Genomic DNA, 20,074 nt, shown 5'->3' on the forward strand with positions numbered 1-20,074 from the left:
TCCCCCTTTTGCATCGGTACGCCTGCGGTCTGTGCCAGGCTGTTGCGCTGGTAGTGGCAAGAGACGTGCCGGGCAGGCGTCGCCCGGCACGCAGCGCGGCAAATGAACTGCGTGGCATGCGCTGCGCGCTTCAGTGGCGGGCCGCCTCGCCGCCATGCGCTTCCGCGCTGGGGGAGGTGCCGCCATGCGGTCCGGTTGAGCCGGTCGCCTCGGCAGCCTTCTGCGGGATCTTGCCGGGCTCGGTGGCGCTGCTACTGGCGGCGCCCTTGCCAAAGCGCGCGGCGATCCGGTCCTGGACCTGGCCCAATGCCTCGGCCTGCTGTTTGGCCGCTTCGGCTTCCTTGGTCTTCTTGGTTTCGGCGGCCTGCTGCTGCTCGGGCGTTGGCGCCGGCAGGCGTGCCTGCACCGGGCTGGCGGCGAAGGACAGCATTGCGCAGGAAACCAGCAGGTGACGCAAGGCGCGCTGGTTGCGTGGCGCGGCGGTGGCGGCTCGAATCTTCGCGGCGATCCTGAGTTGGCTCATCATCACGTCTCCATGTCGTCGCTGCACTGGCAGCAGTGCAACGCGGCGCACGCGGCGGGTGCGCCGGGCCGTGTGCCAATACCGGGATGCGGCAAGAAATGTGCCGCTTGGCGTTAGCTGCGGAATCCGGCAGAACGGGCGGGATGGCTAGCCGGTGCGAGCCAGTCGCGCAGCGGCGCGCGTGATCGCCTGCCGGGTGTCGGCGTAGTCCGCCCATGGGTCGTCGGCGGCCAGGGTGTCGAGCCTTGGGCCCGCATTGGCGACGGTCCACTGCGCCGCGCCTTGCAGGGTATCGAGTTCTTCCCACCACACCGGCATCGACACGCCCAGCCCCGGGCGTGCCCGCGCCGAGAATGCCGCCGCTGTGGTGGCACCGACGCCATTGCGCAGGTAATCGATGAAAATCTTGCCAACGCGGTTGCGTGGCCCGCTCTTGGCCACGAAGCGCTGCGGAATGGTCTTGGCGACATGGCGCACCACGTCATGCGCGAACGCCTTCACCTCGTCCCAGCCCGCGCGCGGCGTGATCGGCACCACCACGTGCAGCCCCTTGCCGCCGCTGGTCTTCAGGAAGCTGGCGAGGCCGAGTTCATCGAGCAGCGCCTTCATCAGCGTGGCGGCTTCCTGCATTTGTGCCCAGGGCACGCCTTCGCCCGGGTCCAGGTCGAAGACGATCCGGTTGGGGCGGTCGATGCTGCGTTTGCTGGCGTTCCAGGTGTGGAACTCCACCACGTTGAGCTGTGCCGCGGACACCAGCGCTTCGGCTGACGCGATTTCCAGCAGCGCGGGATGCCCGGGCCACAGGCCCGGATCAAGCACGTTGAGGCCGTCCACCCGCAGCGTGTCGCCATGGCGCTGGAAGAACTGCTCGCCGCCCACGCCCGACGGCGCGCGCACCATCGCGATCGGACGCCCGCGCAGGTGCGGCAACATCAGTGGTGCGGCGCGTTCGTAGTAGCGCACCAGGTCGCCCTTGGTCAGGCCGGATGCTGTGTCGATGACGCGCCCGGCATGGCTGATCGCGACTTTGCCGCCGGCGGCGGTTGCACGCTTTGCGGCGGTGCCGGCCTTCGGCTGTGTCCCGGTGTGCTTTGCCGCTTTTGGCGCCGGCTTGCCCTTGGCTGCCGGCGTTGCCGGCCGCTCCACCGACACCGCGCGCGCGGGCTTGTCGGTGCGCAGGCCGTGGAAGACGGCATGGCGCACGCGGCCTTCGCGGGTCCAGCTGCCGAACGAGACTTCGGCCACCAGCTTTGGCCGCACCCAGTGCCCTTTCACGCCTGCCGGCACGCTCTCAAAAGGCGCGGAATCGGTGCGCAACGCGTCCAGTTGCGTGCGCAGCGCAGCCAGGGTGCGCGTGTCGAAGCCGGTGCCGACATTGCCCGCGTAGCGCAGCCGCCCGCCGCTGTCGTGCACGCCAAGCAGCAATGAGCCGATGCCGGCGCGGCTGCCCTTCGGGTCGGTGAAACCCGCCACCACGAACTCCTGGCGCAAGGTGCATTTCAGCTTGATCCACGTATTGGTGCGCGCGCTGACATAGCTGGCGTCGGCGCGCTTGCCGATCACGCCTTCAAGCTTCATGCGGCAGGCTGCCTCTAGCATGTCGGCAGGGCTGGCCTCGAAGTCCTCGCTGAACTGCAGGCGCGGCGAGGTGTTGTGCGCGAAGATCCGGCGCAGCAGGGCGCGGCGCTCCACCAGCGGCACCTTGCGCAGGTCATGGCCGGCAAAGTAGGGCAGGTCGAACACGAAGTACTGGATGGCCTCGACGCGCGCGGTATCGAAGGCGTTCTGCAGCGCCTGGAAGTCGGTCGCGCCATGCTTGTCGAGCACCACGATCTCGCCATCGAGCCAGCCGTCGGGCAGGCCCAGGGTGCCGACGTCGCGCGCCAGCGCACGCAGCTTGCTGGTCCAGTCGTGGCCCTGGCGCGTGAACAGGCGCACATCCTTGCCGTCGATGCGGGCCAGTAGCCGGTAGCCGTCGAACTTGATCTCGTAATGCCAGGCCTGCGCGTCCGACGGAGGCTGTTCCACCAGCGTGGCCAGCTGCGGCGCCAGCGCCAGCGGCAAGGCCGCGCGCGGCGCGCCGCGCGGCGGCTTCAGGGACCTCGCCGTGCTGCGCGCATCTGGTGCGGCTTCGTCAGGCGGCTGGGCGGTCTTTGCGCGCTTTGCCGCAGGCTTGCGCTGCGTGCCGCCCAGCACGCTGTCCGGCAAGGCCTCGACCACGTCGAACTCCGATGCCGGCACGGCGGTCTCGTCGCGCTCCTTGATCAGCAGCCAGGCGTCCTGCTCCTTCTGCCGGCTGCCGTGCATGCGCACCAGGGTCCAGTGGCCGTGCAGCTTTTCACCGCGCAGCTCGAACTTCAGCTTGCCGGCGCGGTAGCCGGCCTCGGCATCGCCCACCGGCAACCAGGTGCCGCGGTCCCAGACGATGACCGTGCCGGCACCGTAGTGGCCGGCCGGGATCACGCCCTCGAAGCCGGCGTAGTCCAGCGGGTGGTCCTCGACATGGATGGCCATGCGCTTGTCGGCAGGGTCCAGGCTCGGGCCCTTGGGCACGGCCCAGCTTTTCAGCGTGCCGCCAAGCTCAAGGCGAAAGTCATAGTGCAGCCGACGCGCCGCGTGCTTCTGGATCACGAAGGACAGTTCGCTGGCGCGCGTGCGCGGCTGGCCGCGGGTGCGCGCGGCGCCGCCGGCGGGCTCCGGCGTGGCGCCGAAGTCGCGCATGCGGCGGTATTTATCGAGTGCGGCGGGGGCCTTGGCGGCTGGCGCGCCGCGTGCCGCCGGGCGCGCCGTGCTGGCGCGCTTGCCCGTATGCTTGCCGGCGCCTTTTGCTAAGGCGCGGCGTTTGCCTGGATCCTGTGGCGCTGTCGGTCGCGTGGTCTTGGCCATGGCTGTCGCCGGTTACGTGGGATGTATCCAGCTTAGGCAGCACATGCCGCCGCTGAAATCGGCGCCCGTCCTACAGTGCCCTGTGGCAGCCCCATGCGCGCGCCGCGCATGTGCTTCTTACCGGGCGTTGTAAATCTGCGGCGGCTAGCCTGTCGTGGCGCCGCCACCCAGGGCCGCGCCGGACAGGAACGCTCCTTGCGACTCCCCAGCGGCATGCCCGGCACCGTGCCGGGCCTCCCCGAGGAGGAAGCGGCGATGAAACCAACCCTGAAGAACATTGGCTCGCAGGTCATCGTCCTGACCGGTGCCAGCAGCGGCGTGGGCCTCGTGACGGCGCGCAAGGCGGCGCAGCAGGGCGCACGGCTGGTGCTGGTGGCGCGCAGCGAGGGTTCGCTGCACCAGCTGGCCGAAGAGTTGCGAGAGCATGGCAATGAAGTCATCACCGTGGTGGCCGATGTCGGCAAGCATGAAGAGGTTGGCAAGGTGGCGCAGGCTGCCATCGAGCGCTTCGGTGGCTTCGATACCTGGATCAACAACGCCGGCGTGACCATCTTCGGGCGCCATTGCGATGTGCCGCTGGAAGACCAGCGGCGGCTGTTCGATACCAACTACTGGGGCACCGTGCATGGCTCGCTGGCGGCGGCCGCGCATCTGCGCGAGCACGGCGGCGCCATCATCAACATGGGCAGCGAGGCGGCGGACGGCCCGCTGCCGCTGCAGAGCGCCTACGCGGCCTCGCAGCACGCGATCAAGGGCTTTACGGATTCGCTGCGGCTGGAACTGGAGCAGGAGCAGGCGCCGGTCAGCGTGACGCTGATCAAGCCTGCCGGACTGGAAACGCCGCTGGCGATGCACGCCAAGAATTTCCTCGATGTCGAGCCGCGCCTGCCGCCGCCGCTGTATGACCCGGCGCTGGCCGCTGACGCAATCCTGTTTGCCGCCGCGAACCCGCGCCGCGAGCTCTTCGTCGGTGCGGCCGCCAAGGCGTTCTCGGCCGCGGCGTACCATGCGCCGCACACCTTCGACCGCTTCATGCGCCGCTTCATGGGCCGCGCGCAACAGACGCACCACCCCGCGGGTCCGCTCGAGGACAACGCGCTGTATGGCAGCGGAAGCGGCCTGCAGGAACGGAGCGGCAGCCACAACGCGCTGCAATCCTGCCCCTACACCACTACGGCGCGCCACCCGATGCTGGTCACTGCACTGGTGGTGGGCGCCTCAGCCGCGGTTGCCGCGGTGTACCAGTTGCGGCACAAGCGCTAAGGTCTGTTCCCATATGGAACAGACCCTGCTGTCCGGTGCCGCGCACATTGGTGGCGCATGGGCCGCGAACACCTATCATTGACTCGGATGCCCGCATTTGCGGGCATTCGGCCCTCCGCCTCGCGGCGCCGCCAGGCCGCCCGCGCACGGGGCCTGCTGGCTTCACCCCATCACACAGAAGGTGTGCTCATGTCCGAGCCGCGAGCGGCAAAAGGTGTCCGTGCGTCACCCGTCGGCGAGCCGGACGGCACCAGGGTGGACGATGCCGGCGTCCCGCTGGCGGCACGGTACGGGCGCCTGCTCGACGCGGTGGAAGACTGCGCCGTGTTCGAGACCGATGCGCGCGGGTGCATTGCAATGTGGCCGAATGCCGCGCGGCGCGTGTTCGGCTACAGCGCCGGGGAAATCACCGGCCGTCACTTTTCCTGCCTGCATCGCCCTGAAGATGTCGCTGCCGGCCTGCCGCAGCAATGGCTGCAGGCGGCCGCACTTGGCGGCAGCGCGCGCGACCAGGGCTGGCGCGTGCGGCGCGACGGCAGCCTGCTGCAGGCGTCCTGCCGCATGCGGGCCATTGGCGCGACCGACGAGCCGGGCGCGGCGCTCAAGCATGCCGATGCCTTGTCCGGAGAGTCCGCAGCGGGCCAGGCCACCGGCTTTATCGTGTCGTGCCGCGACATTACCGTGCAGCAGGCCGCATCCGAGCACGCCGGGCTGGCCGATACCCGGCTGCGCCTGCTGGCCGAAAACCTGCCCGGCACCGCGGTGTGCGACCTTGACCTGGACGGCACCATCCGCACCTGGAACGTCGGCGCGCAGGCCCTGGCCGGCTACGCCGAGGCCGAAGCAGTCGGCCAGCCGCTGGCACTGCTCTATTCCCGCCAGGATGCCGCCGCGGGGCGCGACCGCGCGGCGCTGGAAGCCGCGCACGCCTGCGGCCAGTGGGCCGGCGACGAGCGCGTGGCACGCAAGGACGGCTCGGTGGTGCGTTGCCATACGCGCATGGTGCTGGTGCGCGACGCCGCCGGCTGCCCGACCAGCCTGCTGTGGACTGCCCGCGACCTGAGCGATGCGCTGCGGCTGGAAACGCTCGAGGCCGGCAACCGCCGGCTGCAATCGTTCCTGGCCATCCTGGCGCATGAACTGCGCAATCCGCTGGCGGCGGTGCGCAACGCGGTGGAAGTGATCGCGCTGACCCCGGATGCCGACACGCGCGTGGGCCGCTGCGCGGGGATCATCGACCGCCAGCTGCATCAACTGGAGCGGCTGGTGAATGACCTGCTCGACGTGGGCCGCGTGACCGCCGGCAAGCTGAAGATGGAACTGACGCCAACCTCGTACAACGACGTGGTGACCACCAGCATCGAAGCAATCCGCCCGGCGCTGGAGGCGGCCGGCCAGCAGCTCGTGGTGGCGCTGCCGGCAAGCTCGCCTTACGTGCGCGCCGATGCCGCGCGGCTGGGGCAGGTGCTGCTGAACCTGCTCAGCAACGCGGTCAAGTACACCCCGCGCGGCGGCACCGTCAGCGTGCACGTGAGCGTGGAGCCAGCGCGCGTGATCACCGCCGTGTCGGATACCGGCCGGGGTCTCGCGCCGGCGGCGCTGGACCGCATCTTCAACCTGTTCGCGCAGGAGGGCGACGCCGACAGCCGCAGCGGCCTGGGCATCGGGCTGGCACTGGCCAAGGCCGTGGTGGAGGCGCACGGCGGCGCGATCCAGGCCGACAGCGGTGGCGCGGGCAAGGGCAGCACCTTCACCGTGATCCTGCCGCGCGCCACCGCCCGCCGGCGCGAGGCCGCCACGCCGCCGCGGGGGCCGGTGCCGCGACGGCGCGTGCTGGTGGTGGACGACAATGCCGATTCAGCCGACAGCATGGCCGAGCTGCTGGGCCTGCTCGGCCATGAGGCGCGCGCGGCCCATGGCGGCCAGCAGGCACTGGACATGGTCGCCGAATTCCGCCCGGATTGCGTGCTGCTCGACCTGGAGATGCCCGAAATGTCGGGCTTTGACGTCCTGCCGGCATTGCGCCAGGCGTGCGGCCCGCGCTCGGTGCAGTTCCTGGCGCTGACCGGGCGCTGCACTGCTGAACACCAGCGGCGCAGCGAACTGGCCGGCTTCCATGCGTACCTGACCAAGCCGCTGGCGATCGAGGCCCTGTCGCGCGTGCTGGCCGCGCCGGCGCCTTACAAGGAACGGTAGGCGTCCAGCCGGTTGTACAGCGTCTTCAGGCTGATGCCGAGCGCGCGCGCGGCCTGGCGCTTGTCGCCGTCAAAGCGCGCCAAAGTGGCCATGATGATTTCGCGCTGGGTGTCGGCCAGCGTGGTACCCACGCGCACGCTGACCACACCGTCCACCGTGGTGGGTCGCGGCGGCTGCGTGGCCAGGTTGGGGTTGCCGATTTCCACGACCTTGTCCGCCAGGATAAAGGCGCGGTAGACCGCGTTCTTCAGCTCGCGCACATTGCCCGGCCAGTCATAGCGCACCAGCCGCTCCAGCGAGGCGGCGGAGAAGGCCTTGTCGGTGCGCTCCATGGCGTTGTATTCGGCCAGGAAGTGACGTGCCAGCGGCACGATATCATCGGGCCGGTCGCGCAGCGGCGGGATATGCAGCGGGAACACGGCCAGCCGGTACAGCAGGTCTTCCCGCAACTGGCCGGCACGCGCTGCCTCGACCGGGTCGCGGTTGGTGGCTGCCAGGATGCGCACGTCCGTGGTGATGGGCGTGTCGCCGCCGACGCGGTGGAAGGTGCGGCCTTCCAGCACCCGCAACAACTTGATCTGCATGTCGAGCGGCATTTCGGTGACTTCATCGAGAAATAGCGTGCCGCCATGGGCCTGCTCGAAGTAGCCCGCCTTCTGCTCGATCGCGCCGGTAAATCCACCTTTCTCGTGGCCGAACAGCTCTGATTCGATCAGCGTGGGCTGGATCGCGCCGCAGTTGACCGCGATGAAGGGGCCCTTGCGGCGCGCGCTGCGCTCATGCACCGCGCGTGCCACCACTTCCTTGCCGGAGCCGCTTTCGCCTACCGCAAGCATGGTGACATCGGTGGGCGCTACGCGCTCGATCTGGGCCAGCAAGCGCTGCATGACGGGCGACGCGCTTTCCCACAGCAGCGAGACCTGCGAAGGGATGGCGCGGCGCGGCGCGGCCTCGCGCGCCTGCTCGGATAGGCTGGCGGCGTGGCTGGCGGGCTGGCCAGAGGGAGCGGCGTTGCTGCGCCGCGGTGTGCTGGCGGTCACGGGCACAATGAAGGCCTCGGTCGAGATCGGGCTTGTCGTGGGAAGTTCCTATGCTAGCCTTTGGCGCAGTGGCTTGCCATAGATGCACAACCCCGCGCGGAAACATCCGACAGCTGTGTCAGACGGACACCGGCAACGACCGTGCCCGCCCGCGCTTAGACTGGGATTACGCAGTGGACTTGTGCAACCGGCTGACCATGTCGCAGTCGAAATCCTTGCCGCCCCTGTGCCCGTCGCGCCACGCCTCGCATGGAGCGCGCCGGCGGGCGTCCTGAGCCCGGCAGCAATGGCCGCCGTGGCGCGCGAACGCAGGTGCCAGTGGATTTCGCCCAAGTTTCCAATAGGTCTCACTGACGGATCGTATGCCCCACATCCTGATTGTCGATGACGACGAAAACGCATGTGCCGCGCTAGCCGAGATCGTGGCCATGGAAGGCTTCAGTTCCGCCACCGCCGGCACCCTGCGCGAGGCACGGCTGCAGATCGGCTGGCGCATGCCGGAGGCGATCGTGGCCGACCTGCGCCTGCCGGACGGCAACGGCATGGAGCTGTTCGACGAGGTTGGCGCCTCGGGCGTCGAAGTGATCCTCACGACCGGCTATGCCAGCGTCGAAAGCGCGGTCGAAGCGCTGCGCGCTGGTGCCACCGATTACCTTGTCAAGCCCATCAACGTGGCGCGGCTGCAGACCGTGCTCAGGCGCCTGGCCACCACCGGCGAGTTGCGCGCCGAGATCCATTCGCTGCGCGGCGAGTTGCGCCGCTACGGCCGTTTTGGCCGGCTGATGGGCAGTTCCGAAGTGATGCAGGTGGTCTACGACCAGCTCGCGCGCGTGGCGCCGACTGAAGCCACGGTATTGCTGATCGGCGAAAGCGGCACCGGCAAGGAACTGGCCGCGCAGACCGTGCATGAGCTCTCGTCGCGGCGGCGCCAGCCGTTCCTGGCGGTCAACTGCGGCGCGATCTCGCCCACGCTGATCGAAAGCGAGATGTTCGGCCACGAGCGCGGCAGCTTTACCGGCGCGGACCGCCAGCACAAGGGCTATTTCGAGCGCGCCGACGGCGGCACCCTGTTCCTGGACGAGATCACCGAGATGCCCGCCGAGCTGCAGGTCAAGCTGCTGCGGGTGCTGGAGACCGGCACCTTCATGCGCGTGGGCACCAACCGCGAATGCCATGCCGATGTGCGCGTGCTGGCCGCCACCAACCGCAACCCCGAAGATGCGGTGGCCGACGGCAAGCTGCGCGCGGACCTGTTCCACCGGCTGAACGTGTTCCCGGTAGAACTGCCGCCGCTGCGCGCGCGCGGCGACGACGTGATCCAGATCGCCAACCTGATGCTGGAGCAACTCAATGCCGAGCAGGGCACCCGGCGCCGCTTCGCGCCCAATGTGCTGGACAGCCTGCGCCTGCACGCCTGGCCCGGCAATGTGCGCGAGCTGCGCAACTTCGTGCAGCGCGCCTTCATCATGTCCGACGACGATCTCATCACCGAGGTGCAGGTGCCGTTGCAGGTCGCGGCCACGCAGGCGCCGGGCGCGGCGGTGGTGTCGGTGCCGGTGGGCATGTCCCTGGCCGATGCCGACCGGCAGCTGATCTTCGCCACGCTGGAGCAATGCGCCGGCGTGAAGAAGCACGCGGCCGAGATCCTCGGCATCAGCCTGAAGACTTTGTACAACCGGCTGGAAGATTATGCCGCGCGCGGCGAATTGCCAGAGTGGCTGCGCGCCTCGCGCAACGACACCGGATCGTCGGCTACCGGCTGACGGCGCGAGCCAGTGCCTGCGTTTGCGGGGATTGCGCCGGTGCCTGCGGACCGCAGCGCCCTGTGCAGCACGTTTCTTGCTTCCGTCCAATGCATCCAGCCCGGCCAATGCGGCCGGGGACGTGCCAATGCCGAGCCGCACATGACGCAGCAACCCGCGCAGTCCGCGATGCCGGACGCTCCGCTTTCTTCGCCAGCCGCTGCCGTGCGCAGCGTGCAAGAGGTGAGCGCGCTGATCGAGCAATCGGCGCATGACCTGCGTTCCGCGCTGAACGCCATCCAGAGCTGGGCCTACGTGCTGGACCGCGCCTTCGATACCACGCCGGCGCCCGCGCAGCGCGCGCTGGACGGCATTCGTTCCGGCACGCAGCAGCAGCTGGCGCTGATCGAGGAGATGGAAGAAGCCGTGCGGCTGCTGGCCGACGAGGGCGCACCGCGCTGGCAGCGCCTGGACCTGCTGGCGCTCACGGCCCAGGCCGTCGCCGACCGTCGCCCCGCGGCCGAAGCCCGGGGCGTGCTGCTGTCACCGGTCGCCACCGACGGTACGGTCGAATCGTCCGAATCGGCCTACCTGATCGATGGCGACGCCGTGCGGCTGGCCCCGCTGCTGCGGCACCTGCTGGTGCACTGCATCTGGCGCGCGCCGGCCGGCGGCTCGGTCGCCGTGCATGTTTTCAGCGAGCCGGATCACGTGAAGCTGCGCATCACCGAGAGCCCGCCGCTGGACCAGCAGCGCAGCGCCAGCCGGCTGGCCGCGCTGACCGATTTCTTCGGGCGCCGGGCGGCACCGGACGGTGCGACCCCGGCCCGGCAGAGCAGCGCGCTGCTGCTGACGCGCCGCATGGTGGAAATGCACGGGGCGGCGCTGAGCGCGGAAAGCGATGGCTGCGATAGTGACAGGATCAGCGTCTGCATTGTTGTCAGGTTCCCGCGCCACATGCAGGCCTGACGCGGCGCGGCGCATTGATGTAGTTTTTACCGGCATGTCGCATGCGCTACGCGTAGCGCTTGCCGGCCGGCCTTTGCCGCACTCGCCGCCCCCGCGGCGTTACGGCAGCGCCCGCACCGCTCCCGGCCGCTCTGCTGGCCTCTCCCGTTTCTGGCCCGCGCCTTGCATGGATGAATGACCCAACCAAGGAGGGTACAACCATGCCCAAAGCCAGCCGCAAATCCGACAAGGCCGCGCAGGTTGCTCACAAGCCGTCCGGCGCGAAATCCGACAAGTCTCGGGCTGCCCGCATGAGCGGGCCATCCGCAGGCAAGGCCGGCGCAGGCAGCAAGGCCGTCGCCGGCGACAAGCAACGGGGCAAGGAAGCCAAGACCTACCAGGCCGCCGTGGACGACTCACTGGAGATGACGTTCCCGGCCAGCGACCCGATCTCGCCGAGTGCAGCCATGCACGCTGAGAAGAAGACGCAGACCGCGCGCGACGACGTCGACTGGAAGCTCAAGCGGGGCAGCGAAAAGCAGCCCGTGGGCGCCAAGCCGGCCAGCCAGCGCAAGGGGTCGGCCACGAAGCGCTGAAGCGCATGTCCGCAACCCTGAAGTCCAGGTGCCGCGGCGCGGCGGCTCAGTGCCCTGCGCCGCAGCCCGCCAAACGGAGATAGCCATGACCCGAGTCCAACCTGAACCCCCTGAAGAACGGCCGCCGCACGGCGCATCCATCGTCGGCGGCATCGACCGCGATTCCCCGGGTCCCGGCCCGTTCGTGATGGCAGCCGACACGCTTGAGGGCAACAAGGTGGTTGACCCCGCTGGCGATGATATCGGCACCATCGACCACATCATGATCGACGTGCTGGGCGGGCGCGTGGCCTACGCAGTGCTGGCCATGGGCGGCTTCCTTGGCATTGGCGAAAAGCTCTTCGCCTTGCCGTGGTCGGCGCTCACGCTCGACACGCGGCGCAAGTGTTTTGTGCTTGGTGTTGAAAGGGACCGGCTCAAGGCCGCGCCGGGGTTTGACAAGGACCACTGGCCCAGCATGGCGGATTCGCAGTGGGCTACCAGCATTCACCAGTATTACGGGATTTCGCCTTATTGGGAGGCGGATCGGTATGACCCTTGGGATGAGAGGAGGAGGTGAGGGGGAAGGTGGGGTATGGCTCTTGGGCTCTTTAGCTTTGCGCCATGCGGCTGCTTGTCGTTCTTGGCGGGCGTCGCTGTTTCGCCGGCGTAGCCGGCGAGTCACTTTTTGTCCGAGCGACAAAAAGTAACCAAAAAAACGCGTCGCCTGAGCGGCTGGCAATCAATTCCACGGCGTTGGTGGTTCACACGGTGGTGCTTGACGTTAGGCTTGGGTGCCCGTTCGACCCTGCTACGCCATGTGAGTGTGGGACAGTGCCTCCGTTAACCCACTATTGAACGATCCCCATGCAGGGCGTAGGCCGCATGCTGCAAGCGGCATCGCGGGGACGCCTACGGCTGCTGCGCTGGCCCAAAATGCGCTGACGGTCATTGGGCGCTTGCGCGAAGCGCAGCCGAAGGCGTTGATGCGATATCGCTCGAGAGCGCGGGCCACCGCCCGACTTGGGGATCGTTCAAAAGCCGGTTATCGCAGGCACTGTCCCACACTCACATGGCGTTAGCAGGGTCGAACCGCGACCAAAACGGCAAGCACCGCCGCCCATATGACCAACGCCGCGTAATTGATTGCCAGCCGCATAGGCGACGCGTTTTTTGGTTACTTTTTGTAAAGCTAAAGAGCCACGCCCGCCAAGAGCGACTAGCGACCGCATGGCGCAAAGCCAAAACCACCCACGCCCGCCAAACACCCTAAACCAACCACATGAAGGCCATTCCAAACATCCACACTCCATGAGAGCGCAACAATGAACAATTCCAGCCCAATCCCGCCAGGCGTTAGCCATCGCACCGGGTCCAGCAAGCATGGCGTGCTGCATGCCTTTGACCGCTTCGCCGGCGCCGCCACACGCCAGGCCGGATCGCCCGTCGCATTCGTGCTGGCCGTCGCCGTGATAGCCGCATGGGCCATCACCGGCCCACTGTTTGCCTATTCCGAAACCTGGCAACTGGTCATCAATACCGGCACCACCATCGTCACCTTCCTGATGGTGTTCCTGATCCAGCAGAGCCAGAACAAGGACGCGGTCGCGGTCCACCTGAAGCTCAATGAACTTCTCGCCTCGCACCGCGAAGCCAGCAATATGCTGGTGTCGATCGAGGACCTGGATGAGGAAGAACTGCGCCAGCTGGTGACCTTCTATCGCCACCTGGCCGAGCTGGCTGACAAGGAAGACGGTATCAAGTCGAGCCATTCGCTGGACGAGGCGCGCGAGAACCACGCCGCCAAGCGGCAGGCGCGCGCAGCGCGCGGGCGCCGGCTGGCCGGCAGCGATGCCGGGAGCCGCTCACCCACCGTGGCGCCCAGCTCTTAGCCCATGCGGCCCCTCCCACGCCATCGAGCGAGAGCTACCAGCAAGGAGCCGCCCGTGTCCGAACCGAGCAAGTCAACGCATCGAAAACGCGCTGCCCCGGGCAACCCGCCGGCACGCAGCCGCGCGGTGATGGTCTACGGTTGCGAGTCCCTGGGCAAGGCCGACAGCCACCTCGGCACGACCCTTGCCAATATTGCCCGCAAGGTCGCTGACATCGCGGGCTTTTCCTTTGCAGGCCCCTACTCCGCGCCGGATGCGGGGCTGCCTGCGCCATACCTGGTGCCCGCGCAGACTCTGGTAGGCCGTACGCTGGCGCAGGACCTCGGCGTGCGGGACGCGGGCGACCTGTTTGGCGGGGTGGTGCCCTACGCCTTCGTGGCCACCAAGGCGATCACGCACGGCCTGGTGGCGCCCGGCGCCGCAGCGCCGCGGGGCTGGTCCGAGGACTTTGTGCGGCGCGTAGTGGGCGCCACGCTGCCGGGCTTTACCGCCTTCACGCTCAGCGATGCGCGGATTGCGGCAATGCGCCTGCTGGCGCTGGGGCCGGTACGGCTGAAGGAACCGTGCGGCATCGGCGGGTTGGGCCAGCGCGTGGTCCACGACGAACGCTCGCTGGACGAGGCGCTCGCCGCGATGGCGCCCGATGTGGTGCAAGCCCATGGCCTGGTGGCGGAGCGCGACCTGGACGCGCCGCAGACCTACAGCGTGGGGCAGGTGGAGCTGGCGGGCCTGCGGGCCAGCTATTGCGGCACGCAAGGGCTCACTGCCAACAACCACGGGCAGAAGGTCTATGGCGGCTCCACGCTGACGATGGTGCGCGGCGGCCTCGAGGCGCTGCTGCAGCATCCGTTCGACGCCCGCACGCTGGCCGCGGTGCGGGCCGCGATGGTGTACCACGAAGCCGCGCTGGCCTGCTATGGCGATGCCGGGGGCATGGTGCTTTCTCGCTGCAACTACGACGTCGCCTTCGGCCCGCCCGCGGGCAGCGCCGGCCACGGGCAAGTGCTTGGGGGCGTGCTGGAACAGTCCTGGCGGGTGGGCGGCGCGACCGGCGCCGAGCTGGCGGCGCTGGCCGCGCTGCTCGAGGATCCGCGCCGCACCCGCGTGGTGGCTGCCACGCGCGAGGTCTATGGCAAGGGCGTGCGCGTGCCGGACGACGCCGAGATCTACTTCCAGGGAGAGGACCGGCACGCCGGTCCGTTGACCAAATACGCACGACTGGAGCCTGAATCCGATGGCAACGCATGAAGACCTAGTGCAGATACAAAGCGAAGGCGGCACCATTGCCGGCACCTTGATCAGCCCGCAGACCAGGCTGCCGGGCGTGCTGTTCGTCCATGGCTGGGGCGGCAGCCAGCAGCAGTACCTGGCCCGCGCGCGCAAGGTGGCGGGGCTGGGCTGTGTCTGCCTGACCTTCGACCTGACCGGGCACGCCGGGACCCAGGCGCAATACGAGACGGTCAGCCGCATGCGCAACCTGGCCGACGTGGTGGCCGCCTACGATGTGCTGGTGCGCCAGCCCGAAGTGGACCGCAACGCCATCGCGGTGGTGGGCAGCAGCTACGGCGGCTACCTGGCTGCGTTGCTGAGCACGCTGCGCCAGGTGCGCTGGATGGCGTTCCGCGCGCCGGCGCTGTACATGGACTCGGGCTGGGAACTGCCCAAGCGCCAGCTGCATCGCGAACAGGACCTGGTGGCCTACCGTCGCAGCGTGGTGCCGCCCGAGAGCAACCGAGCCCTGCGCGCTTGCGCGGAATTTGCCGGCGACGTGCTGGTGATTGAATCCGAGCACGACCAGGTGGTGCCGCACGCCGCGGTGATGAGCTACGTGGATGCCTGCGTGCACGCCAGCTCCATGACCTACCGCGTGATCAAGGGGGCCGACCACGGCCTGACGGAAGAGGAAAGCCAGCGCGCCTACAGCAGCCTGCTGGTCAACTGGCTGCGCGAGATGATTACCGTCGCGCGCGCCGGCCCGGTCAGCGCCGAACGCGCGGAGCCGCCCGCGCCGCAGGTGCCGGCCGACGAACCGGGCATGCCGCTCGCCGAGTCCGCCAGCGCCCCGGCAACGGCATCCGGCGCGCAATAGCGTGTCGCTGACAGCAGGCAAAGACGGCTGAACCCGCTCAGCACCCCAATGAGCCGATATAGCCCGGTAGGCCGCGCGCGCCCGCTGCGTGCGCCAGCCGGAACGCCTGCGCCAGCGCGATGGCAAAGTGAGGCGTGGTATCGAACGGGCCCGCCACGTGGCGGCGGAAGTAGTCGGCCCAGCGAAAATCCATGTAGGCGGTCTTGACCTTGCGATAGCCGCCGGCCAGCTGCACGAAGGCCTCCAGGCTGCGATACGGGTCGTCGCGCATGTCGTGGATGCCGCCGGGCAATTCCGTCAGCGGACGGCGGCGCCCGTGCTCGTCGTAAGGGTGGACCATATGCTCGGCCACCATGTGGCGCCAGAACGCCGGCACGTTCATGTCGCTCAGGTCGGCGCGCACCAGGCCCGGCACATGGGTGAGCCCGAGATCGTGCCAGGCGCGCACCCAGTGATGGTGATCGACCACGTACAGGGCCTGTTCCGGACCGATCACCAGGTGTACGCGGTGCCGGTCCAGGAACGCGGCGCGGCGTTCCGGCGGCACGCGCCGGGTGACATGGACCTTCTGCGCGACGTGGTAGCCGCCTACCGTGATTTGGGTGGGACGCAGGGCATCCAGCGGCACCATCAGCTTGCTGCCGGGGCGCAGCTTGCGAGGCTGGCGACGCATGGGCGCATCAGCTCTTGTTCAGCGTGCGCTCGGGCGAGGTCCCCGGAGCCGCCGTGCCGGCGGCATCGTCGCCGCCGACCTCTGAGCCGGCCGCCCACGCGGCGCCTGGCTGGCGCTGTACGCGCAGGCGATTGTCCACCTCGGTGACGCCGAACACAGCATCGGCAATGTCCTCGATCACGTATTTCTCGCGGCGCTCGCGCACGGTGCCGTCCAGCGTCACCACGCCGTTGGCCACTTCCACGCTGACGTCGCCGACATCGACATACGGGTTCATCGCCAGGCGTTCGCACACATCCTCGCGTACGCGCTCATCGGTGCGGCGGTAGCCCTTGGGGCCAACCGGACGGCGCCCGCGCTGGCCGCCTGGCGCTCCCGCTTGCGCTGCATAAGGCGCGTAGCGCCGGTAGCCCGGATCATCCGGGTACACACGCTGGCCGCCGCTGTACGACTGGCCACCGCTGCCGGCGTCGCCAAAGTAGCCGCCGCCATAGCTGGGCTGGCCGGCGCGCTGCGCGCGGTCGCGTTCCATGCCTTCGCGCCAGTGCATGGCGCGGCCGCCGCGTTCACCCCAGTCTTCTTCACCGTGCCAGGCACGGCCAGGCCGGCGCGGGTCGTCCGCTTCGCTGCGGCGTCCGCGCGGGCCGAAGCGGTCTTCATCGCGGTAGCCATAGCCCGATTCGCGTTCTTCGCTGCGGTAGCCGCTGTCCTGCGGGGCCGGCCGGTAGCCACCGTAGCCGCTGCTGTACGGATGGCCGGTGCCGCCTGTGTCGGCCGCGCCATAGCCCTGTTCGCCCCAACTACCGCGGCGCTGGCCGGCAGGCGTGTCCTGCTGGTACCACGGCCCGCCATGGCGCGCGGACTCGCTGTCGCGGCCCGCCGGAGCGGATTGGCTGCTGCTGTCGCCGCGCCAGTCCTCACCCCATTCCTGTCCCCAGTCCTCCGAGCCGCGGCCCTGGTCCTGGTCGCGCATCCGTTGCGCCGGGCCGCGCTCGCGGCGCTGCGTTTCGGTGCCGCTGCGGGGGCCGCTGCGGCTGCGCTCGTTACGGAAGTTGAACATGGTTGCCTCCTGGCTGTGGGGCCCGGGCGTCCTCCGCCGCACTGCCTGGTGCGGCAGGCCGGTGCGGCAACTGCCGCAGGCACGCCGGGCCGGTGACGTTCATGCCTGCAATGGCCGCAATATCCGTGCCCCGGTGCGCGGGCGAGGCCATGCTGGCTGTCGCGCATGGCGCGCTGTAAGGATTGCCGGGCGATGTAAGGTTTGCGGGCGGCGTGCCGGCCATGGCGGCGGGCCGTGGCCACGACGCGCGAACTGCGGCGCGGCGTGGGCTCGCCGCTTGCGGCATGGAACTTGCGCGGCACCTGCAAGGGCCGTAATGCGGCCACGCAGACAGGAGCCAGCCATGTCCACACCGACCAGCATCCCGCCCCAGCACCAGCCACGCCAGCCGGGCCTGGAGGCCGCCATGCGGCCGCAGCCGGACAGTGGTGCCGAGGACTATGTCGGCAGCGGCCGGCTGCGCGGGCGCGTGGCGCTGATCACCGGCGGCGACAGCGGCATCGGGCGGGCCATTGCGGTGGCCTTTGCGCGTGAAGGCGCCGATGTCGCCATCGCCTATCTCGATGAGCATGCCGATGCGCGAGAGACCGTCGAGCTGGTCGAGGCGGCAGGCCGCAAATGCCTGGCAATCGCGGGAGACCTCGCCGACCACGCGCATGCCGAGGCCGTGGCGCGGCAGGCGTTGCAGCAGTACGGCAAGCTCGACATCCTGGTCAACAATGCCGCCGAGCAACACCCCAAGGCCTCGCTGGAAGAAGTCGACCCCAGCCAGGTGGAGGCCACCTTCCGCACCAATGTGTTCGCGATGTTCCACCTGACGCGCGCGGTGCTGCCGCACCTGAAGGCGGGCGCGTCGATCCTGAACACAACCTCGGTGACCGCGTATCGCGGCAGCAAGCACCTGCTGGATTACTCCGCCACCAAGGGTGCGATCGTGTCGTTCACGCGTTCCCTGGCGCTGCAGGTGGTCGAGCGCGGCATCCGTGTCAACGGCGTCGCACCGGGCCCGATCTGGACGCCGCTGATCCCGTCGACCTTCACGGCGGAAGAAGTGGCCGAGTTTGGCAGGAAGACGCCGATGGGCCGCCCGGGACAACCATTCGAGGTGGCGGCGGGCTTTGTGTTCCTGGCCTCCGACGCGGCCAGCTACATCACCGGGCAGATCCTGCACATCAACGGCGGCGAGGTCGTCAACGGCTGAGGCGCCAGGGCAAGGCATGTAGTTCCGGGGCCGCCTTTGCAAATATTGCACGCCGGCGTGCGCGCCATGCAGGCCGTGCGCGCGGCGTGACGCACAGCGGGCGCGGGCGTGGCTCTTGCAATGTGGATGGCAGCAGTCATGACCATCGCCACTATCTCATGGGAGTCAGTCATCATGTCAGCGATCGTAGCCGGACGTTTCGATTCGATTGCCAGCGCCGAAGACGTGGCACGGACCCTGTTCTCGCGCGGCTTCTCTGTGTGGGACGTATCCATCATGTCGGTGGGGCCGGACACTGCGCCGGACCGCGTCATGCTGGCGGCGTGCGTCAACAACGGCCTCGGTTCCGTCGCCGTGGACGTGCTGCGCGAGGCCGGTGCGAGCGGACTGGAACGTGCGCAAGGCAACTGGGAATGCGGCCAGTGGACGGATTTCAATCCCGCCCGCCACGGCGAGCCCGTACATGACGGTGAGGGCGAATACTGGCCGCGCCCGCTCACACGCGAAGCGATTGCCGAAGAGAGCACCGGCAACGAAGACCCGGGCAGCGAGCTTGAGCACTTCGTTGACCAGAAGCGTGCCGAGCACGACTGAGCGCCGCGCTGCCGACAGCGCGGAACACCGCGCGCCGCGCAGCAAGGCCGTTGCCGAACTGGCTCGCCTGCGCCCGACCCAGCTGACGCTGGGCTATGCGCACGTCAGCTACAAGATGGACGTCACGCAGCGCCACGCGGACCCGGACGACCACGCGGCGCTGCGGCGCTTCATGCGCCGCCATCGCATCAAGACCGTCGCCGGGCCGGGCGGCGGCCTCTATATCATCGATCACCATCACTGGGCGCGGGCATGGCTGGATCTCGGCTACGAGCGGGCACCCGTGCGCGTGCTGCATGACTTCAGCCGCCTGAGCCCGTCTGCGTTCTGGAAACGGATGCGCCGTCTCGGCCATGTCCATCCCTATGACGAGCACGGCAGGCTGCTGGGCCCGAAGGCACTGCCGCCCACTGTGCGGGGCATGCGCGACGATCCCTATCGCAGCCTGGCGGCCTTTGCGCGCGAGGCCGGGGCCTACCGCAAGCCTGGCAGCGCGGCTGGCGACTTCTCCTGGGTCCGCTTCCTGCGCGAGCGGGTGGAAGAGGACCTGGGCAGTGTTGCGGGATTCGGGCTGGCGCTGACGGAGTCGATCCGGCTGGCGCGCAGCGCCCGCGCAAGACGGCTGCCGGGCTATTGCGGCGGGCCGGTGAGGGGGAGGGTCGGGGGAAAGAAGGGCGGTGCCGGATAATCAGCCAGTCTGGCAAACCGCTTGGGTGCTCCCTTCTCCCGCAAGCAGGAGAGAGGAGCAAACCGGCAGCATTGCTGACGCTGGTTCCAGATCAACTGTCTGACTTGTGCTTCGGCATGCCCTTGGTCTTGGTCGAAGCCATCTTGTCGAGTTCCTTCTCGCTCATCGACTTATACATTGAGCGGGAAGGTCCCTTGAGCGATCCGGCCTTCTTTTCGCCGCGCTTTGCGGAGAGCGCCGCTCCCGCGGCCTGTTGTTGCGCCTTGGATTTTGCTGGCATCTGAGTCTCCTTGCGAAAGGGGGGGAAGGAACCGGGCGATGCGGTGACACACGCCCGCGCTTCGTTATAGGGCGCCGGCGCGGCAGCGACAAGGGTCGCCCCGCGCCGGCGCCGCTGCGTGCGCGTGCCGGCGTGCATCGCCCGCAGGCTGGCCGGGAAACACTAGATCCGGCCAAGCACCACGAGCAGCACCACGATCAGGACGATCAGGCCCAGGCCGCCACTAGGCCAGTAGCCCCAGCCGGAGCTGTAGGGCCAGGCCGGCAGCGCGCCGAGCAGCAGCAGGACAAGAATGATCAGGAGGATGGTGCCGATTCCCATGGCGTGCTCCTTGTTTGTGGATCTGGCAAGCCGGGGGCTTCCGGACCGGGTGGCCTCGGAGAACCAACTGCTTACTGTTCAGCCTAGATCAGGGGGCGCCGGC

At 68.8% G+C, this 20,074-nt stretch carries 19 protein-coding genes; 12 read left to right on the forward strand and 7 right to left on the reverse strand.

The features are described from left to right. Positions 1–130: 130 nt before the first annotated feature. Positions 131–526, reverse strand: a complete 396-nt coding sequence (locus AC3WL8_RS03680) for a hypothetical protein (protein WP_153954115.1) — start codon at positions 524–526, stop codon at positions 131–133. 144 nt (positions 527–670) lie between these two features. Next, on the reverse strand, positions 671–3,409 hold the full coding sequence (gene ligD / locus AC3WL8_RS03685; protein ID WP_211979454.1) for a DNA ligase D: 2,739 nt from the start codon (positions 3,407–3,409) through the stop codon (positions 671–673). A 255-nt stretch (positions 3,410–3,664) separates the two neighbouring features. On the opposite strand from ligD, the gene AC3WL8_RS03690 reads away from it, so the two are divergent. Next, positions 3,665–4,672, forward strand: a complete 1,008-nt coding sequence (locus tag AC3WL8_RS03690; protein WP_492377965.1) for an SDR family oxidoreductase — start codon at positions 3,665–3,667, stop codon at positions 4,670–4,672. A 189-nt stretch (positions 4,673–4,861) separates the two neighbouring features. Next, positions 4,862–6,868, forward strand: coding sequence for a hybrid sensor histidine kinase/response regulator (locus AC3WL8_RS03695; protein ID WP_153954117.1), 2,007 nt, complete (start codon positions 4,862–4,864; stop codon positions 6,866–6,868). Here AC3WL8_RS03695 and AC3WL8_RS03700 read toward each other — a convergent pair. Further along, complete coding sequence (locus AC3WL8_RS03700; protein WP_013953935.1) at positions 6,853–7,914, reverse strand: sigma-54 interaction domain-containing protein; 1,062 nt, start codon at positions 7,912–7,914, stop codon at positions 6,853–6,855. The two genes, AC3WL8_RS03695 and AC3WL8_RS03700, sit on opposite strands and share 16 nt — an antisense overlap. Before the next feature lie 356 nt (positions 7,915–8,270). On the opposite strand from AC3WL8_RS03700, the gene AC3WL8_RS03705 reads away from it, so the two are divergent. The 7 genes from AC3WL8_RS03705 (at position 8,271) to AC3WL8_RS03735 (ending at position 15,154) form a co-directional block, all read left to right on the forward strand. Next, positions 8,271–9,671, forward strand: coding sequence for a sigma-54-dependent transcriptional regulator (locus AC3WL8_RS03705; protein WP_013953934.1), 1,401 nt, complete (start codon positions 8,271–8,273; stop codon positions 9,669–9,671). A 141-nt stretch (positions 9,672–9,812) separates the two neighbouring features. Then, positions 9,813–10,619, forward strand: a complete 807-nt coding sequence (locus AC3WL8_RS03710; protein ID WP_041228732.1) for a sensor histidine kinase — start codon at positions 9,813–9,815, stop codon at positions 10,617–10,619. A gap of 200 nt (positions 10,620–10,819) precedes the next feature. Continuing rightward, the gene (locus AC3WL8_RS03715) at positions 10,820–11,194 is read left to right on the forward strand and encodes a hypothetical protein (RefSeq protein WP_013953932.1); all 375 of its coding nucleotides are present in this window, start codon (positions 10,820–10,822) and stop codon (positions 11,192–11,194) included. Between the two features lie 85 nt (positions 11,195–11,279). Then, positions 11,280–11,753, forward strand: a complete 474-nt coding sequence (locus tag AC3WL8_RS03720) for a PRC-barrel domain-containing protein (RefSeq protein ID WP_010810663.1) — start codon at positions 11,280–11,282, stop codon at positions 11,751–11,753. Positions 11,754–12,498: 745 nt separating this feature from the next. Further along, positions 12,499–13,065: a low affinity iron permease family protein gene (locus tag AC3WL8_RS03725; RefSeq protein WP_013953931.1), complete on the forward strand. Its 567-nt coding sequence runs from the start codon at positions 12,499–12,501 to the stop codon at positions 13,063–13,065. A gap of 54 nt (positions 13,066–13,119) precedes the next feature. Next, entirely contained in the window at positions 13,120–14,313 is a 1,194-nt protein-coding gene (locus tag AC3WL8_RS03730) for a DUF3182 family protein (protein ID WP_013953930.1), read from the forward strand. Then, a complete protein-coding gene (locus tag AC3WL8_RS03735) occupies positions 14,300–15,154 on the forward strand; it encodes an alpha/beta hydrolase family protein (RefSeq protein WP_013953929.1) in 855 nt (284 codons plus the stop codon). Before AC3WL8_RS03730 ends, AC3WL8_RS03735 begins: the two co-directional genes overlap by 14 nt. Before the next feature lie 37 nt (positions 15,155–15,191). On the opposite strand, the gene AC3WL8_RS03740 is transcribed toward AC3WL8_RS03735, so the two are convergent. Further along, positions 15,192–15,827: a ParB-like protein gene (locus tag AC3WL8_RS03740; RefSeq protein WP_211979452.1), complete on the reverse strand. Its 636-nt coding sequence runs from the start codon at positions 15,825–15,827 to the stop codon at positions 15,192–15,194. Positions 15,828–15,834: 7 nt separating this feature from the next. Then, on the reverse strand, positions 15,835–16,887 hold the full coding sequence (locus AC3WL8_RS03745; protein ID WP_013953927.1) for a BON domain-containing protein: 1,053 nt from the start codon (positions 16,885–16,887) through the stop codon (positions 15,835–15,837). Between the two features lie 343 nt (positions 16,888–17,230). Here AC3WL8_RS03745 and AC3WL8_RS03750 point away from each other — a divergent pair, with 343 nt between their 5' ends. The 3 genes from AC3WL8_RS03750 to AC3WL8_RS03760 all read left to right on the forward strand — a co-directional run bounded on the left by AC3WL8_RS03750 (position 17,231) and on the right by AC3WL8_RS03760 (position 19,370). Next, positions 17,231–18,088 carry an SDR family oxidoreductase gene (locus tag AC3WL8_RS03750; RefSeq protein ID WP_013953926.1) on the forward strand — a complete coding sequence of 286 codons (858 nt, stop codon included), beginning with the start codon at positions 17,231–17,233 and terminating at the stop codon, positions 18,086–18,088. Between the two features lie 174 nt (positions 18,089–18,262). Next, entirely contained in the window at positions 18,263–18,682 is a 420-nt protein-coding gene (locus tag AC3WL8_RS03755; RefSeq protein WP_041228949.1) for a hypothetical protein, read from the forward strand. Next, positions 18,666–19,370, forward strand: coding sequence for a ParB-like protein (locus AC3WL8_RS03760; protein ID WP_041228731.1), 705 nt, complete (start codon positions 18,666–18,668; stop codon positions 19,368–19,370). Before AC3WL8_RS03755 ends, AC3WL8_RS03760 begins: the two co-directional genes overlap by 17 nt. A 91-nt stretch (positions 19,371–19,461) precedes the next feature. On the opposite strand, the gene AC3WL8_RS03765 is transcribed toward AC3WL8_RS03760, so the two are convergent. Beyond that, on the reverse strand, positions 19,462–19,650 hold the full coding sequence (locus tag AC3WL8_RS03765) for a DUF3008 family protein (RefSeq protein WP_010810654.1): 189 nt from the start codon (positions 19,648–19,650) through the stop codon (positions 19,462–19,464). A gap of 162 nt (positions 19,651–19,812) precedes the next feature. Next, positions 19,813–19,971 (reverse strand): DUF3309 family protein, encoded by a 159-nt coding sequence (locus AC3WL8_RS03770; protein WP_013953922.1) that lies wholly within the window; start codon positions 19,969–19,971, stop codon positions 19,813–19,815. Positions 19,972–20,074 lie beyond the last annotated feature (103 nt).

The sequence above is a fragment of the Cupriavidus sp. FW305-F7 genome (genome assembly GCF_058782875.1).

Excerpts from the sequence above, each read along its gene's own strand:
- AC3WL8_RS03740 (WP_211979452.1), bottom strand. The coding sequence starts at position 15,827 with ATGCGTCGCCAGCCTCGCAAGCTGCGCCCCGGCAGCAAGCTGATGGTG.
- AC3WL8_RS03705 (WP_013953934.1), top strand. The coding sequence starts at position 8,271 with ATGCCCCACATCCTGATTGTCGATGACGACGAAAACGCATGTGCCGCG.
- AC3WL8_RS03765 (WP_010810654.1), bottom strand. The coding sequence starts at position 19,650 with ATGCCAGCAAAATCCAAGGCGCAACAACAGGCCGCGGGAGCGGCGCTC.
- ligD (WP_211979454.1), bottom strand. The coding sequence starts at position 3,409 with ATGGCCAAGACCACGCGACCGACAGCGCCACAGGATCCAGGCAAACGC.
- AC3WL8_RS03750 (WP_013953926.1), top strand. The coding sequence starts at position 17,231 with ATGTCCACACCGACCAGCATCCCGCCCCAGCACCAGCCACGCCAGCCG.
- AC3WL8_RS03725 (WP_013953931.1), top strand. The coding sequence starts at position 12,499 with ATGAACAATTCCAGCCCAATCCCGCCAGGCGTTAGCCATCGCACCGGG.
- AC3WL8_RS03680 (WP_153954115.1), bottom strand. The coding sequence starts at position 526 with ATGATGAGCCAACTCAGGATCGCCGCGAAGATTCGAGCCGCCACCGCC.
- AC3WL8_RS03735 (WP_013953929.1), top strand. The coding sequence starts at position 14,300 with ATGGCAACGCATGAAGACCTAGTGCAGATACAAAGCGAAGGCGGCACC.
- AC3WL8_RS03745 (WP_013953927.1), bottom strand. The coding sequence starts at position 16,887 with ATGTTCAACTTCCGTAACGAGCGCAGCCGCAGCGGCCCCCGCAGCGGC.
- AC3WL8_RS03690 (WP_492377965.1), top strand. The coding sequence starts at position 3,665 with ATGAAACCAACCCTGAAGAACATTGGCTCGCAGGTCATCGTCCTGACC.
- AC3WL8_RS03755 (WP_041228949.1), top strand. The coding sequence starts at position 18,263 with ATGTCAGCGATCGTAGCCGGACGTTTCGATTCGATTGCCAGCGCCGAA.
- AC3WL8_RS03710 (WP_041228732.1), top strand. The coding sequence starts at position 9,813 with ATGACGCAGCAACCCGCGCAGTCCGCGATGCCGGACGCTCCGCTTTCT.
- AC3WL8_RS03695 (WP_153954117.1), top strand. The coding sequence starts at position 4,862 with ATGTCCGAGCCGCGAGCGGCAAAAGGTGTCCGTGCGTCACCCGTCGGC.
- AC3WL8_RS03720 (WP_010810663.1), top strand. The coding sequence starts at position 11,280 with ATGACCCGAGTCCAACCTGAACCCCCTGAAGAACGGCCGCCGCACGGC.
- AC3WL8_RS03770 (WP_013953922.1), bottom strand. The coding sequence starts at position 19,971 with ATGGGAATCGGCACCATCCTCCTGATCATTCTTGTCCTGCTGCTGCTC.
- AC3WL8_RS03715 (WP_013953932.1), top strand. The coding sequence starts at position 10,820 with ATGCCCAAAGCCAGCCGCAAATCCGACAAGGCCGCGCAGGTTGCTCAC.